This is a genomic window from Sphaerisporangium sp. NPDC088356 (assembly GCF_040685555.1).
In the GTDB taxonomy this organism is placed as follows: domain Bacteria; phylum Actinomycetota; class Actinomycetes; order Streptosporangiales; family Streptosporangiaceae; genus Sphaerisporangium.
Genome location: NZ_JBFBIK010000151.1, coordinates 1 through 15,514, shown reverse-complemented (window position 1 = coordinate 15,514; position 15,514 = coordinate 1). Strand labels below are relative to the sequence as shown.

11 protein-coding genes are annotated in these 15,514 nt (G+C 70.4%); 2 read left to right on the top strand and 9 right to left on the bottom strand.

Annotation, left to right across the window (positions count from 1 at the left end; genetic code table 11):
* Window positions 1-52: 52 nt before the first annotated feature.
* From AB0O34_RS33185 to AB0O34_RS33175, 3 genes are all read right to left on the bottom strand, one after another.
* Window positions 53-1,387, bottom strand: a complete 1,335-nt coding sequence (locus tag AB0O34_RS33185) for an MFS transporter (RefSeq protein ID WP_363922301.1) — start codon at window positions 1,385-1,387, stop codon at window positions 53-55.
* Window positions 1,388-1,701: 314 nt separating this feature from the next.
* A complete protein-coding gene (locus tag AB0O34_RS33180; RefSeq protein WP_363922297.1) occupies window positions 1,702-2,916 on the bottom strand; it encodes a GNAT family N-acetyltransferase in 1,215 nt (404 codons plus the stop codon).
* Window positions 2,913-4,277 (bottom strand): ATP-grasp domain-containing protein, encoded by a 1,365-nt coding sequence (locus AB0O34_RS33175; RefSeq protein WP_363922295.1) that lies wholly within the window; start codon window positions 4,275-4,277, stop codon window positions 2,913-2,915. Before AB0O34_RS33175 ends, AB0O34_RS33180 begins: the two co-directional genes overlap by 4 nt.
* 537 nt (window positions 4,278-4,814) lie before the next feature.
* Between AB0O34_RS33175 and AB0O34_RS33170 the strand changes: the two genes are divergently transcribed.
* Complete coding sequence (locus AB0O34_RS33170; protein WP_363922293.1) at window positions 4,815-5,864, top strand: questin oxidase family protein; 1,050 nt, start codon at window positions 4,815-4,817, stop codon at window positions 5,862-5,864.
* A gap of 361 nt (window positions 5,865-6,225) precedes the next feature.
* Window positions 6,226-8,166 carry an FAD/NAD(P)-binding protein gene (locus AB0O34_RS33165; RefSeq protein WP_363922291.1) on the top strand — a complete coding sequence of 647 codons (1,941 nt, stop codon included), beginning with the start codon at window positions 6,226-6,228 and terminating at the stop codon, window positions 8,164-8,166.
* On the opposite strand, the gene AB0O34_RS33160 is transcribed toward AB0O34_RS33165, so the two are convergent.
* From AB0O34_RS33160 to AB0O34_RS33135, 6 genes are all read right to left on the bottom strand, one after another.
* Entirely contained in the window at window positions 8,122-9,096 is a 975-nt protein-coding gene (locus tag AB0O34_RS33160) for a TauD/TfdA family dioxygenase (RefSeq protein ID WP_363922299.1), read from the bottom strand. The genes AB0O34_RS33165 and AB0O34_RS33160 overlap by 45 nt on opposite strands.
* A 43-nt stretch (window positions 9,097-9,139) precedes the next feature.
* Entirely contained in the window at window positions 9,140-10,765 is a 1,626-nt protein-coding gene (locus AB0O34_RS33155) for a class I tRNA ligase family protein (RefSeq protein WP_363922289.1), read from the bottom strand.
* A gap of 3 nt (window positions 10,766-10,768) precedes the next feature.
* Window positions 10,769-11,179, bottom strand: a complete 411-nt coding sequence (locus AB0O34_RS33150; protein ID WP_363922287.1) for a cupin domain-containing protein — start codon at window positions 11,177-11,179, stop codon at window positions 10,769-10,771.
* An 18-nt stretch (window positions 11,180-11,197) separates the two neighbouring features.
* Window positions 11,198-12,562 carry a SidA/IucD/PvdA family monooxygenase gene (locus AB0O34_RS33145; protein WP_363922285.1) on the bottom strand — a complete coding sequence of 455 codons (1,365 nt, stop codon included), beginning with the start codon at window positions 12,560-12,562 and terminating at the stop codon, window positions 11,198-11,200.
* 617 nt (window positions 12,563-13,179) lie between these two features.
* Window positions 13,180-14,406 (bottom strand): family 16 glycosylhydrolase, encoded by a 1,227-nt coding sequence (locus AB0O34_RS33140; RefSeq protein ID WP_363922283.1) that lies wholly within the window; start codon window positions 14,404-14,406, stop codon window positions 13,180-13,182.
* Window positions 14,407-14,893: 487 nt separating this feature from the next.
* A partial coding sequence (locus AB0O34_RS33135; RefSeq protein WP_363922281.1) for an AbfB domain-containing protein occupies window positions 14,894-15,514 on the bottom strand: 621 nt, incomplete at its 5' end.

Here is a 15,514-nt window from a genome sequence, read left to right as displayed (position 1 = left end):
CGGAAGGATTTTCCTTCCGCCCCTGCGGCGTTTCCCGCCCGTCGCGGGTGGCTCAGGCCCTTTGCGGCACGTTCTCCCGCGCCTCGGTGGCGCGCTCGGACTCCTCGAACCGGGTGATGGCGCTCGGCAGGAACTTGGCGAAGACGAGCCAGCCGACGGTCAGCGCGATGATGCAGAAGAACATGGCGGGACGCAGGCCGAGCCAGTCGCCCGCCAGGCCGCCGACGATGCCGCCGACGCCGATCGCGCCGAAGGCGAGGAACCGGTACGTCGCCGAAACCCGGGCCAGCATGCCATCGGGGGTGGCGCGCTGACGCAGCGAGATGCCGTAGATGTTGAACACCGTCATGCCGACGCCGTAGATGATGAAGGACAGCGTGGTCAGGGCGATCAGCACGGCCTGCGACCCGGCGGCGAAGGGGATGATGACCGGGGCGATGGAGGCCACGCCCATGCCGAGGATCAGCACCCGGGTCACGCCAAGCTTGTCGCCGATGAGCCGGGCCACGGCCGACCCCGCGAGCACGCCGATCGCGCCGAGGGACATGGTGAGGCCGACGAGCTGGGGCGAGAATCCCAGCATCCGGATGCCGTACAGCAGGTAGAGGGTGAGCACAGCCTGCTCGAAGAGGTTGAACCAGGCGCCCTGGAGGGTCAGCACGCGCAGCAGGGGCATCTTGGCGGTGAACTTCATGCCCTCGGCGATCCGCTTCAGCATGCCCTCGCCGCCGCGCGCCGGCCCCGGCACGTGCTTCTCGCGGGTCCGGATGGTCAGCACGCCGATCGCGGCGAGCACGTACGCGATGACGGCCGACACCATGGCGGTGGACCCGCCGAACGCGCCGATCAGCAACCCGCCGAGGCCGGGGGCGCCCACCATGGCAAGCGAGAACGCGACTTCCAGCCGGCTGTTCGCCTGGACGAGCTGCTCGCCGCGCACAAGGTTCGGGATGTAGGCCTGGTAGGCGACGTCCGAGAAGGCGATCAGCGACCCCATGCCGAACGCCACGAAGAACAGCACGGAGACGTGCACGATGCCGAGCGAGGTGGCCAGGGGGAGGGTGGCGGCGAGTATCGCGTTGCCGACGTAGGCGGCGATCAGGGCGGGCCTGCGCTGGCGCCTGTCCAGCCACGCGCCGGCGAAGAGGGTGACAACGAACACGGGGAAGAACTGGGCGGCGCTCAGCAGGCCGACCTGCGTCGGGGTGGCGGCGAATGTGATGACCGCCATGAGCGGCAGAATTACCGCGAGGCTTTTCGACGCGAACTGCGCGACTATCTGGGAGAGCAGGAATTTCGTGAAGTCCTGGTTTATGAATAGCCGGGACGCCCGGCTTTCTCGTGGCGGGACCGTGGAATTGGCGTGGCTTTCCGGTGCGTGCAGCATGGAGACGGTCATGAATGAGTTCCTTTAGAATCGTGGCGGCCGACCCTATGGGTTCTCATCGGCCCCGAAGTTCCTGGTAGGAACAACTCTCCGCTTTTCACGATTCTCGGAACAGAACAATCGGGTTCAGCAAGCTGCAAGGCCCTGACAGCTTCCTGCCAGCCGCCGGGACGCGGGAACCCCGCGGCCGCGCGCGTGAGTCCTCCGGCACGCCCCTGAACGCGAAGAAGTCCCATGGCCACCCCGGCCATGGGACTTCTTCACTTCACGCGGTTCCCCGCGTCGTCAGCGCCGCACGGGACGCACAGCGGGTGTCAGCAGAACGGATCCCACAGGTCGCGCGCCAGCGCCTTGGCGACCGCCGGGGACGACTCGCCCCAGCGGGCCACCATGCCCGCGTTGTACGCGCGCACGTCGTCGCCGCGGTCGGCGAGCACGCTGTCGCGCGACAGGTCCAGCATCCACAGCGGGCGCAGCTCCGCGCCGCGCAGCACCTTGGCCTCCGCGGCCTCGATGCCGGCGTGCAGCCAGCGCATGCCGTTCTCGCGGGCGATGATCACGGGGATGTAGTACACGAGGTTGAAGTACTCCGCCGCCCCGGCGAGCCGGTCGTAGTCGAACCCCGCCGCGCGCAGGTACAGGGTGTCGCCCCACATGTAGTAGAGGCAGTACCCGACGGGGTCCTCTCCCGGGCGGCGCAGCAGCAGCACGCGGGCGTCCGCGCCCAGCGCCTCGGACTGGATGCGGATGGACTCCGCGAGGTCCTCGACGTCGGCGTCGTGGCCGTACCGGCGCTCGGTGCATGCCAGCAGGTGGGCGGCCTGCAGGTAGCACTCGCCGAGCGTGGTGTGGACGATCTCGTAGCCGACCTCCAGGAAGTTCCTGCGGTCCCTGCGGATCATGCCGGCCCGCCGCTTGGACGGCAGCGAGCCTAGCCACTCGTCCCAGCCGCCGTCCTCGGGCAGGGGGATCCAGGCGTCCGGCTGAAGCGCCACCGGCATGGCCTGCACTCCGGCGGCGCGCAGCGCGACGACGTCCGGCGTGGACAGGAACATCGCGACGGTGGGGACGGTGCCCGCGCCGCGGCCGTTGGAGGCGCCGGCCGGGCCGAGGCCCTCGGCGCCCACGGCGGCCAGCTCGCCGGCGAGGTCTTCCAGGCTGCCGAGGAGTTCCTTGGCGGCCTGCTCGCGCGTGATGCCGGGCGAGGCGAGGATGCTCGCCTGGTATCCCCGGTGTGCGCCGACGAGCAGCCCGCTCGGGCCGGGCGACGGCAGCCCGGCCTCGCCGAGGATGCGGTCCCACTGGTAGAAGGGGTTGCCGATCGAGCGCACGGCCGTCACGGGCACGGCGACCGTTCCGGCGCCCGGCGCCTCCAGGTGCAGGCCGCCGGTGGTGATGCCTCTGTCCCCCGCGCAGAAGCGCAGCCAGTTGACCGATGAGTAGAAGTGGTCCCGGGCGAGCGCGTCCCAGCCGGCGGGGTCCATTCCGCCCGTCACGCCGGCGAAGGCCGGGACCGGGATGTCGCTCACGTACGGCTCCCGGCGTCCGCGAGCACCCGGTCGGTCTCGCCCTCGTCCTCGGCGGGGGTCGCGTCCGCCACGCTGATCGTCACCGTGGCGGTGTACTTCTCGGCGAGGCCGTCCGCCGGCGCGTCCAGGGGGGCGTCGAAGATGACGGAGACCGACCGCGCCTCGGAGTCGGTCTGCGGGCCGAGGACGGCGCCCGGCCGCTGGGTGACCAGGACGGCGTGGGCGCGCGGGGGCGCGTCGGCGGCGGCCGGCTCGAAGACCGGCCAGTTGTTGTCGACCGAAACCCAGGACGCCGGGACACCGGTGCTCGTCACGTCGAGCAGGCTGCCGTAGGCGTGCTCCAGGTAGACCTGGTACGCCCGGCGGCGGGGGGCCGGGTAGGAGGTGGGCTCGCCGAGGGCGAGGTCGATCATGACGGGCTCCAGCGGCTGCCCGGTGGCGAGGTGCCAGAGGAAGGTGATGCCGTCGCCCGGCAGGCGCGTGGCCACCTCCATCAGCACCGCGCGCCCCTCTGAGAGCCGGAACTCGGCGTGGGTGATGCCGTCGCCGAAGCCGATGCGGCGCAGCACCTCGGCGTTGGCGTCGAGCAGGGCCTTGACGTCCTCCTCCGGCAGCCGTGCGGGCGAGGTGTGGCCCATCTCGGTGAAGAAGATGCCGGTGGACTCGTTGGTGGCCTTGCCGGTGACGCCCGCCCAGATGACCTCGCCGTTCTGGGTGAGGGCCTCGACGGAGAACTCCGGCCCGACGACGCGGCTCTCGACGAGCACGGTCTCGTCCTCGGGGTAGGTCGCGAGGATCGCGGGAAGCTCATCGGGGTTCTTCACCTGGCGCACGCCGAGGCTGGAGAAGCGCCCGACCGGCTTGACGACGACGGGGAACGAGATGCCGTCGGTGGAGAAGCCCGCGCGCTCCTCGGGGGTGACCACGCGGAAGTCCGGCGACAGGTGCGGCACGGAGGTGCGCTGCAGCAGCTTGTTGCGGCTGGTGCGGCTGGCGCCCGCCCCCGCGCCCGGCAGGTTGAGGCAGGCGGCGACCATGCCCGTGGGCTCCACGAAGAAGTCCCCGATGCACAGCACGCCGCGCACGTCGTAACGCCGCAGGAGCGGCTGGATGGCGGGCACCACCAGGTCGACCTTCGGCTCGGCGACGTTGACGACGTCCGCCAGCAGCGACAGGGGGTGCGCGCCGTCGGCGCGGCAGGCCGCGAGCTCCTCAGGATCGGTGTCGGGTGTGACGACCAGCAGCGGGGCGTACCCCCGGCGGTGCGCCTCGGTGATGAGCCGGAGCTGTCTGGCGACGATCACCATGTCGCCCAGGAACAGGATGGCGGGCGGGCGGGACGAGTTCGTATCAGTGGTCATGATGTCCGATTCCCTGAACAGGTGTCAGCCGGTGGTGGATAGTGCTCAGGGCGAGGGAATGTGCCGTGGAGCGTCCCACGCCGGTTCCGCCGGGGTCGCGGGCGACAGCCGGCGGAATCCGGACCGGTGCTCCGGCCGGAGAAATCCCATAGAGACGGAACTGAGATCAGAACCGGAAACGGGAAGGCGGGCGCGCACGCCGCAATGGCCGAGGGTCGTGGTTCACCGGCCCCCAGCCGCACGGAAACGAACACGCGAATGGCGTGGCCGGCCTCGACGAATGGCGCGACCGAACGGGCCTCGCGAAATTCGATGCCATCGGTCACGCTTTCGAGCATCAAACCATCTCCTCTGCCCTATGCCCAGTCAATACGCTCCCGTCGCGGGTGTCTTCTTCGATTGTGCTTTGGTCGCCGTGCCGGGCACCGGACAAGCGCGGGAGCGCCGCGCCAATGCGGGCCGTTAGGCTTCTTGCGAACCGGGGCCGCGAGCGGTGTCCTCCCAATGGCGGCCTCTCACGATCCTCGGGAGACGATGATGAGCAGCGGAATCCTGAACGAGGCCTACGAGCGGTTCCAGGGCACCGGCCCTGAATGGGGGGAGAGCAAGCTCACCAACCACGGGCCGATGGCCGTCGAGGTGCTGGTCCGGCGCGGCCACGAGGACCACGTGCACCGCTGGGTCGACGCCTACGCCCGCCGCCTCGACGACCTGCCGTCCGCCAGGCAGCCGATCGGCGACGCGAACTGGCGGGAGGCGCTGGGCGACGGCGACCGCGTGGGCGACTGGGCCGAGTACTTCACCCGCCAGGTCGCCGAGCGGCCGTGGCGCGAGGTGCTGGCGGTCTGGTGGCCTCGGCTGCTCCCCGGCATCCTGGCGGGCACCACCCACGCGGTCATCAGGGTCGGCCACGCCGTGCGCACCCTGCTGGCCGACGAGCGGAACGCGGCCGCGCCGGCCGAGCTGGCCCAGGGCCTGGCCTTCTGGGGGGCGCGCTCGCTGCGCATGCCGGTGACCGCCGAGCCAGGGGGCGATCTGGACCCCGGCGAGGCCATGGAGAACGTCCCGCGGGTCCCCACCCAGGACGGGCCGGTCAGCGCCCGCCTCGGCCAGCTTCCGGGCCTGCCCGGCTGGTCAGGGTCGGTCGCCGCGCTGCGGCCCGCGCTCACCCCGGACGACGTCCCGGTGCGGCTGGAGGCCCTGGTGGACGCCGCCACGCTGCGCTATCTCACCCACGGGCACGCGAGCCCGGTGATCCTCGTGCACACCGCGACCGCGCCGAACGCCGTGCTGCACACGCTGCCCGCCCTGCCCCGGGAGCTGTGGGTGCCGAGCCTGTCGGCGGTCTGGGCCGCCTGCGCCGGGGTGCAGGCGGCGTTCGAGCCGGTGGAGGCGGCGCCGCGCGACGCCCTGCCGGTCGCGCCCGCGAGCCCCGACGCCCTGCACGACGTGATGGAGGCGGCCGTCGCCCACGGGGACGAGCACGTGATCAAGTTCACCGACACCGCGGCCGAGGTCTTCACGCGCACCGGGAACCCGGACGCGCTGGCCGCGGCGATCCGCGTCCGGCTGCTCCTCGGCCGCTGACAGGCCGCGCTCCTCCTGCGCCCCCTCGCATCGGCGCGTCCTTGACCCCCGCCTTCCGTCGCCGGAGGGGACGCGCGTTTAGGCGCTGATTTCCGCGCCCGCGTCAAACCGCCCTCGCCGGGCCTCCTTCAAAGGTGTGCCGGCGGGGGCTTTTCACCGTTCTCTGCGCCCTTTCATCTTCATCCTTTCTCAGCGCCGATTGGCAGGAAGCTGTCGGCGCCCGTCAGCTTGCTGACTTTCGCATCCCTGGTTCGCGGGCTTCGCGGCACGCAGTGTTGTGAGCGGAACGAATTCGCGACTCCGGTTATCCGGGGCCGTGCGCCGCCATTGACCATTTCCTGCGTATAGACGGGATGCACACATGAGAGAAACGCAGAACGACCCGTTTGTCGTCGTCATCGTGGGTGCGGGGCCCCGGGGCACGGGAGTGCTTGAGCGCCTCCTCGCCAACGCCGCCGAACTGCCGCCGTCCCGCCCGCTGAGCATCGAGCTCGTCGACCCCCACCCACCGGGGGCCGGCCGGGTGTGGCGCGAGCAGCAGTCGCCGCTGATGTGGATGAACGCCACGGCCGAGAACGTCACTATGTTCTCCGACGAGACGGTGACCTTCGAGGGCCCGGTCCGCCCGGGGCCGTCCCTCAGCGAGTGGGCCGCCACCGAGGGCGGCTGCGTCGACGTCACGTGCACGACGTTCGCCACCCGCCAGGTGCAGAGCCGCTACCTGCGCTGGGTCTTCGACAAGATCGTCGCCGAGCGCCCCGCGAACGTCTCCGTGCGCGTGCACGCCACGCGGGCCACGCAGATCGAGGGCGGCATGCGCACCCGTCAGCGCGTGTGGCTGGAGGACCGGGACGAGCCGCTGACGGCGGACGTGGTGATCCTCGCCATGGGTCACCTGGACGCCGTCCCCGGCAAGGACCCCCAGCTCCTCGCCGACTTCGCCGACCGCCACGACCTGCGCTACCTGCCGTGCGCCTACTCCGCCGACGCCGACCTGTCGATGTTCAGGCCGGGCGAGGACGTGCTGATGCGCGGCATGGGGGCCGCGTTCATCGACCTCATGGCGCTGCTGACCGAGGGGCGCGGCGGCGAGTACCGCGAGCGGGAGGACGGCAGGCTCCGCTATATCCCCTCGGGCAGGGAGCCCCGGCTGCACGTCGGGTCGCGCCGCGGGGTGCCGTACCGCTCGAAGATCTCCTACCGGCTGGCGGGCGACCCCGCGCCGCTGCCGCGCTTCTTCTCCGCGCCCGAGGTCGACGCGCGGTTCGCCGGCCGCGACCGTATCGACTTCTGGGCCGACCTGTGGCCGCTCATGGCCAAGGAGATCGCCTACGGCCACTACCACGAGCTGTTCACCGCCCACCCGGACCGCGTCACGATCCCATGGGAGGAGTTCGCCGCCGCCTACGCCGAACTGGACTGGGACGGCGAGCCGATGCGTGCCCTGATCGAGGCGTCCGTACCCGCCGAGGCGGACCGCCTGGACTTCGCCGCGCTCGACAGGCCGCTGCGCGGGCTGGACTTCCCCGGATCCGGCGAGCTGCAGGAACACGTGCGCGACCACATCAGGGCGGACATCGACCGGCGCTCGGACCGCGGGTACAGCGCCGACCTCGGCGCGTTCCTCGCCCTGCTCTCGGTGTACGGGCAGATGCCTCTGCTGAGGTGCGTCGCCAAGCTGTCCGCCCGCTCGCACGCCACGGACGTCAACGGCTGGTGGCAGAGCTTCTTCGAGTACTTCGGCAGCGGCTCGCCCGGTGAGAGGACCCGCCAGCTCCTCGCGCTCGCCGAGGCCGGCGTCGTACGGTTCGTCGGCGCGGACATGTGGGTCGAGATCGACGAGGAGAAGGGCCTGTACCGGGCGGGCGGCGCGAGCACACCGGACACCGTCGAGGCGTCCGGCCTGATCGAGGCGCGGCTGCCCGACGCCGACCTGCGCACGTGCACCGAGCCGCTGCTGCGGTCGCTGTACCGCCGCGGCGACGCGGCCGAGCACGTGCTGGCCGACGACGACGGGTACGTGCACCGCACCGGACTGCTGCACGTTTCCCCCGAGGACTTCCGCGTCCTGTCCAAGAACGGCACCCCGCACCCTCGCCGCTTCGCGCTCGGCCCCTTCACCAACGTCCGGCAGTTCGCGACGTTCGCCCGGCCCCGCACCAACGCGCTGTCCTTCCGGCAGAACGACCAGCTCGCCCGGGACGTGCTCCGCCTCCTCGGCGCGCAGGAGCACGCGCCGCGCCTGACGGCAGAGGGCCTAGCGCTCCAGGACGTGGCCGTCGGCGGGACGGTGGTCGCGTGACCTGCGCAGGTTGGCGGCGACGAACGTGCGCTGGAGCCAGCGGTCGCGGCCGTCGTAGCGCGGCCGGAAGGCGGTGCGCCCGTGCACGGTGACGCGGTTGTCGACGATGGCGAGATCCCCGGTGACCAGCCGCACGTTCTGCGCAGTCCGGTCGAACACCTCGCCGAGCTCGGCCAGCGCGGCCTTGGCCCTCGACGTCAGCGGCGTGGTGGCGGCCAGGTCGACCCGCATGTCGGGATCCTCCGGGGCGCCGGAGAGCACGCCGTGCGGGAAGGTGGCGTCGCGGTTCGCGCCGAACGAGGGAGGGGCCTCGGTGACGAACTCGGGCAGGAACAGCGTCCGCCGCGTCTCGTCCGTCAGCAGGGGAAGGACCTCGCGCGAGCACGCCGTGCGCAGGCCCGCGACGCGGTCGTGGTCGGGCCGCAGGCACAGGAGCATGACGTAGTCGGGCCGGTGCTCGTGGAAGGCGTTCTCGTTGTGGAACGACAGCATGACCGAGCCGGCGTTGCCCTGGAACTCCTCCTTGCCCGGCACGGGGACGACGTCCTGCACCAGCGCGCCGGACTTCTCCGCGCGGAAGGCGATCGGGTCGCCGAGCGCGCACGCGACGAGCAGGAGCACCGTGGCGGGGCCGCTCAGCGAGAGCTGCACGGAGCCGTCCACCGTGGGGGTCGCGGGCAGCAGGTTCTCGTCGACGGGCATGTCGCGCAGGAGCAGCGATCCTGTTGGGCCCGAGTGCCTGCGGAACTCGCGCAGCGCCCGGCGTAGCGCCAGGGGCAGCGTGTCGGAGGCGTCCCGGGCCGCTACCACCGTCGCGGCGTCGTTCACCATGCGGTCGCCGGACGAGCGCACCGCGAGCACCGCCCCGCGCATACCGGCGGTGTCCGCGCTGTCCATCACGACGTTGGACGCCGAGGTCTGCGTGATCATCGATAGCACTGTGTGCACCCTTCACTAAAAGATCGAGCGTGGTTCAGCGCACGTTCGCCGCGTCGCCGGGGGTCCCCAGCAGGGGCAGGGCGAAGGGTGCGATCCGCGCGGGACGGAACTCGTCGTCGTCGAGGCGGCACGAGAACTCGCCCGCCTCGCTAGCGGCCTGCGCCAGGTCGATCAGGATCGGCGAGGCGCAGGCCAAAAGGACGCGCACGTCGAGGAAGAGGTCGCCGAGCCGGGCCCGATCGCCGGCCGGCTCCCCGTGGACGAGCAGCGCCTCACGGACCATCCGGTCGAGCTGGCCGACGATCAAGTTGGCGGCCCGCGTGAGGCTGTAACCGGACAGCTCGTAGCAGGCGCGGAATCGGGCGAGCACGGCCTCGGCTCGCCGCCGTCCCTCGTCGGACACCGGCAGCGACGCGCCCTCGGCGCCCGCGTCGGCGACGGCCTTGCCCAGCAGCCCGGCCAGCCGGTTCCACGGCCGCACGAGGCGGTCGCCGGACACCTTGGCCAGCGCGTCGCGGCTGAAGTTGGTCTGCTGGTGTTCGGGGCAGCTGATCGCGAGGTAGAAGCGCACCAGGTCCCTCGGCACCTCCTCCAGCAGGTCCTTGGTGTAGAGCACGTGGCCCAGGCTGGTTGAGAACTTGGCGTTCTCCAGCTCGTAGAACTCGTTGGAGATGAAGGTTTCCGGCAGCGCGTACCTGCCCTCGTGCGCCATCAGCGCGGCGATGTGGGTGAATCCCCAGAAGTAGACGTTGTCGAACCCGATGAAGTAGACGATCTCCGGGTCGTGCTCGGCGCGCCACAGCTCGTCGTCGTCCGCGTGCCGCTCGCCGAGCCGCTCGGCGGCGTACGCCGTGGTGTACATGACGGCGGGCATGCCCTCGGCCCAGGCGTTGATCCGCTGGCCGGGGGTCTCGGGGAACGGCGCGGGGATGCCCCAGCCGATGGGGTAGGTGATCGGGAAGTCGGGCAGGGGCCGGGCCAGCACCTCGCGTACGAGCTGCATCGTGTGCGGCCGCAGCCGCGGCTCACGCTCGCGGTAGTAGGCGGTGAGCCGCTCGCGGTACTCCTCCATCGGCAGCACCAGGATGCGGGCCTCGCGGTGCGTCACCACGTCGTCGGGGTCGACGGTGGAGCGCGGCTCGATCAGCTCGTCGAAGTTGTTCTGGTGGCCGCAGGTCTCGCACAGCCCGCCCCGGCTCTCCACCAGGCAGATCGGGCAGTAGCCGCAGACCAGGCCCTCGACGAGGTACTCGCCCCTGCGCTCGGAGTACGGCAGCATGACCGTCTTCTCGCGGAACTTGCCCGCCAGGTGCAGCGTGGTGAGGAACTTCAGCACCGAGGCCCGGTAGCGGTCGTCGTACGGCGCGAACCCGTCGAGCGAGACACCCATGCCGGCGAGCGTGCTCCGGATCTCGTGCCAGGACCTGCCGCTGAGCGTCTCCGGCGTGAGCCCCTTGCGCCGGGCGCTGGCCAGCACGTAGGTCTGGCTGTCGTCGGTGCCGCTGGAGAACACCACGGGACGCCCGTTCGAGCGCAGGTAGCGTGCGTACACGTCGGCGGCCATGAAGGGGCCCGCCAGGTGCCCGATGTGCAGGTCGCCGTTGGAGGTCGGCGGGGTGTCGATGATGATGGCCCGGCGGGCGGCGTCGCGCTCGTTCACGGGTCAGCCCTCGTTCCGCGTGGCGAAGCTCTTGTCGCGGTCGTGCGCGGCGAGGTTCTCGCTGTGGTGACGCGCGGTGAAGCCGTCGCTCATGGGGACGTCCCACCACACGGCGTACATCTCGAAGTCCTCGTCGCCCTCGTTGATGACCTGGTGGTCAACGTGCGGGGGGAAGTGGACCAGGTCGCCGGGCTTGAAGGGGCTGTGCTCGCCCATGGACGACAGGACGGCCTCGCCGGAGACCGCGATGAAGATCTCGTACTCGTGGTGGGCGTGCTTGGTGGTCGCCGTGCCCGGCTTGACGACGCACCACGCGCCCTCGAAGGGGGCGTTGAGCGCGGCCCATGGCATGAGCCGCTGGGAGTGGTTGTTGACGGGACCCAGCCGGTCCCGGTCCAGCCTGCGAACTTCCACGATCGCTCCTTCGCGCTGTCAGTTGGCGGAAACGGGTACGGGGGCGGCCAGCACCGGCGCGTTCTCCGCCAGTTCGCCGGCGAGCGCCTCGCCCAGACCGTCGCCGAGCCGCTCTGGACTGTCGCCCGCGCGGGCGGCCAGGATGTCGTCGGTGATCTCACCCGCGCGCACGGCCTGCATGCTCAGCAGCGAGTCGGCGATGCCGTGCGTCGCCTCGTTGACGCCCTGCAGGTAGCAGCCCGCGGTGGCGGGGCCGGGGATGTCGAGCTTGTAGGTCCGGTTCACCGTGACGCGCTCCAGGCCGAGCGCGTCGGCGAGGCCGCGCACCAGCGACGGCATCGAGCGCACGAACCCCGTGCCGAGCAGCACCAGGTCGCAGCGCAGCTCCTCGACCTCGCCGGTCCTGCGGTCGGTCAGCTCCAGGATGACCTCGTCGCTGTCCTCGCGCGCCGAGGTCACGTCGTGCATCGTCACCACGCGCAGCCGTCCCTTGCCGGTCAGCCTGTCGAGGTACAGCGCGTTGTACAGCTTGTCCAGCGTCGCGGGGTTCAGGCCGGAGTAGTTGGTGATGTGCATCTCCTTGAGGATCTGCTCGCGCGCCTCGGGCCGTGCCTCGAAGAAGCCGTCCACCGCGCCCGGGAAGTACAGCTCGTTGGTGAACTGGCTGTTCTCATACGTCTTCAGGCCGATCGACCGCATCACCATGGTCGGGTGGCAGCCCGGCAGGTCGCTCTGGACGGCATCGAACATCTCGGCCGCGCTCTGCGCGCCGCCGATCACCACCACCCGGTACGGCACCGCCTTGGGCAGCTCGGCGATCCGCTGGATGTACTTGGTGCTGTGGATGACGCGCCGCGCCGGCAGGCCCGCGAACTCATCCGGGATGTAGGCGTCCCTGCCGATCCCCATGACGAGGTAGCGGCTGCGGATCGTCGAGCCGTCGGCCAGGCGGGTCAGCCAGCCGGTGAGCGTGCCCTCGGCGTCCCGCAGCGGCTCGACCGCCGTGCAGCGGCGGGCGTACTCGAGCCGCACCCGGGTCAGGGAGTCCGCGACCCACTTGAAGTAGTCGGAGATCTCGAGCCGGTACGGCCAGAGGCTGCCCATGTTGATGAACTGGCTGAGCCGGCCCACCGAGTGCAGGTAGTTCACGAACGAGAACCGGCTGCACGGGTCGCGCAGGGTGACGAGGTCCTTGAGGAAGGAGACCTGGCTCTGTGCCTCGGGCAGCAGCATCCCCGGCTGCCACGCTACGGTGTCGGCCTGCTCGATCACCAGCGAGCCGGTCGCCAGCCCGGCGGGCGCGAGCTCTTCGAGGGCCACGGCAAGTGCCAGGTTCGCAGGCCCGGCACCAATCGCGAGCAGTTCCACATCCCTATGGTTCATCGGCTTCCTCGGGTTTCTGTCGGCTTGTCCGTGGAACGGTGGGGCGACCGGCGTGCCGCGTGGTCGCGTGGCACGGCGTCGCGTCGGGCCTGCCGCTTGTTCGCGTTCGGCCATGTGGTTGGGTGTCGAAGGCTGGGGCGACGACCGGTGAGGCCGTTCCCGGGCCACCGCGCCCGCCGAGGGAGAAAACAATTCGGGTCCGGATGCCCGGGGCCGGACCTTGGAGAGTTCTCGCTGTGGCCGTGTGGTCCGGGAGGTGAGTGGTGAGGTCGCGGCCACCTCGTAGCCTGCCCGCAGGCACTATCGAACGTCTTTCGCCCGCCTATTCACGGTGGTCACATCAGGCGGGCACGTCGAAGACGGTGGTCGCCGACCGGCGATCTTCGAGCTCGGCCTCGGCCGCGAGGTGGCGGGCCGGCCGGCGATGAGCCGGAGTGAGTCTTTGGGGCCGTGGCGCCGGCCGGTGGCAGACCTGATCAAGAGCGTGGCAAGGTGACGCGGGAGCGGGATGCGCTGTCCAGCGCCGGCTCCGGGGTGACCACCGGGTTGGACCTGACCGCCGACGCGGCGAAAGGCCGGCAGCGCGTGCTGCCGGCCTTTCGCATCGGTTCAGGGGGTCAGGCGCGGGTCCACTTCTGGTTGGACCCGCCAGAGCAGTCCCAGAGTTGGAGTTGGGCACCGTTGGCGGTGTTGCGGTCGACTATGTCAACGCATCGGTTCGCGGTCGTGTTGACCAGGTCGCCGGCCGCGGTGAGCGTGAAGCGCTGGGCGCCGGTGCCGTTGCACGTGTAGAGCTGGATCGGCGTGCCGTTGCCGGTGCCGGCGGCCGCGGCGTCCATGCACTTGCCCATCGCGCGGACCGTGCCGTCGCTGTTGACGGACCACTGCTGGGCGGCGGTGCCGTTGCAGTCGTACATCTGCAGCCGGGCGCCGTCGGCGGGGTTGGCGCTGGGGATGTCGATGCAGCGGCCGTTCAGGTTGGATTTCAGCGCGTTGCCGGTTCCGGGTCCGTCGTTGGTCCATGCCGAGACGCGGACGTAGTCGACCAGCATCGTCTGCGGGAACGAGGTGCTGGAGTTGGGGTTGCCCGGCCAGTACCCGCCGACCGCCACGTTGAGGATCATGAAGAACGGGTGATCGAAAACCCACTGGTTGCCGCGGATGTCGGCCGGCGTGACGCGGAAGTACTCCGAGCCGTCCAAGTACCAGATGATGAGGTTGGGAGACCAGTCGACCCGGTAGCTGTGGAAGCCGTCGCCGAGCGGCGCGCCGATCGTGCGGTTGCCGCCGACGCCGCTGCCGCCGGAGTAGCCGGGGCCGTGCACGGTGCCGTAGACGGTGTTCGGCGTGCTGCCGACGTTCTCCATGATGTCGATCTCGCCGGTGTTCGGCCAGTTGCCGCCGCCGAGCATCCAGAACGCCGGCCAGATGCCCTGACCCTTGGGGATCTTGATGCTGGCCTCGAAGCGGCCGTACGCCTGGCTGAACTTGTCCGCGGTCAGGATGCGGCCGGAGGTGTACTGGCAGGTGCCGTAGTGGCATTGGAGGTTGGACGGGTTCTCCTGGCGGGCGGTGATGGCAAGGTGGCCCTGCCCGTCCTGGTACACGTTGCGGGTCGAGTTGGTGTAGTACTGCAGCTCGTTGTTGCCCCAGCCGCCGCCACCGGTGTCGAATTTCCACTTGGAACCGTCGACGGCCGTTCCTGCGGCGCCGTTGAACTCGTCGGACCAGGTGACAGGGCCGATGGCGGCCTCGGCCCGGTCAGTGCTCGTGACGGTGACCAGGCCACTGGTCAGGGTGACGAGCACGGCTGCGGCGATGAGGAGGAGCCGGGGTTTGCGCATGGAGACCTCCGGTCTGTGGTCCTTGCCAGGCACGGGCTCAGGCCCACGCCGTCACGGCGTGCGGAGGCGCACGCCGACGTGTCCTGCTCTGCCGGAAGTACCTTTAAGCCGTAAATTAAGAGGATGTAACACCGGGGTCACCATCGTTGTCAACAGGAAGGTTTCCTTTTTATTCGTCCGAGTCGGTCGCCTCGGAACGGGCGCGCCGCCAACCGCGCCCGCGACCCGGCCATCCGCCGGCCCCTGCTCGGCCATGGTGATCGCCTGCCCACCCGGCAGCCCTGGCGCCGAGCGTGATTTGTCCAGGGCGCCATGCCATACTGCCTGGTCAGGGCCGCTAACAGCGCCAATGGAGTGAGAGGGGCTGGGTGCTGGAGCACTTCGCCCCCGAGCACGACACCCACCGGTATGAGGAGCTCTTTGGTGGTGACCGGCGGAAAGCCGCCCCCGTGGATCGGGGACGGCTCCGCTTCGAGCGAGTGGGAATTCAGGACCAGGGCGGACTGACGATCCAGCTCACGTCGTCGGCCCACGAGCCGGTGGCGTCAAAGGTGTTCGAGCCGCCGTTGCTCGCGATGTAGACGATGTTGTTGTAGTGGCGCAAGAACCTCGTCGGGTAGTTGTACGAGGCGAACGAGTTGCCCTGGCCGTTCTTGCCGGTCTGGGGGCAGAAGGTGGCGTCGGCGGCGAACGTCGTGCTTCCGTCGTTGGGCTGCCGGCGCAACTGGAAGTTGTAGTGCCGCAGGTAGTCTCCCGGGTAGTTTCTCGACTCGAACGACACGCAGGAGCCGCTGGCCAGACCCTGGCGTACGATCCACGTGGCGTCGCTCTTGTCCGTCGCGGAGCTCGACGAGGTGATCACCGAGGTGATCGCGTTGTCGTTCTGGTGGCGGATGTAGCGGTCCGTGCAGCAGGCCGTCGTCGCCCTCAGCGAGATCGACGAGCCGGGGGTCAGGGAGCCAGAGCCGCCGCTCGACGTGGTGGAGTAGCCGGCGGCGACGATGTTGGCCTGGACGGCGTTCTCGGTGGCGTCGGTGGGGTAGCCGGAGGTCATCACGCCTTCGTAGAAGGTGCCGCGGGCGCCGATGCTGTTGTCGCCGCCGATGCC

Coding starts and splice junctions, on each gene's coding strand:
- AB0O34_RS33185 (WP_363922301.1), bottom strand. CDS start 1,387: ATGCTGCACGCACCGGAAAGCCACGCCAATTCCACGGTCCCGCCACGA.
- AB0O34_RS33175 (WP_363922295.1), bottom strand. CDS start 4,277: ATGACCACTGATACGAACTCGTCCCGCCCGCCCGCCATCCTGTTCCTG.
- AB0O34_RS33170 (WP_363922293.1), top strand. CDS start 4,815: ATGAGCAGCGGAATCCTGAACGAGGCCTACGAGCGGTTCCAGGGCACC.
- AB0O34_RS33165 (WP_363922291.1), top strand. CDS start 6,226: ATGAGAGAAACGCAGAACGACCCGTTTGTCGTCGTCATCGTGGGTGCG.
- AB0O34_RS33160 (WP_363922299.1), bottom strand. CDS start 9,096: ATGATCACGCAGACCTCGGCGTCCAACGTCGTGATGGACAGCGCGGAC.
- AB0O34_RS33145 (WP_363922285.1), bottom strand. CDS start 12,562: ATGAACCATAGGGATGTGGAACTGCTCGCGATTGGTGCCGGGCCTGCG.
- AB0O34_RS33140 (WP_363922283.1), bottom strand. CDS start 14,406: ATGCGCAAACCCCGGCTCCTCCTCATCGCCGCAGCCGTGCTCGTCACC.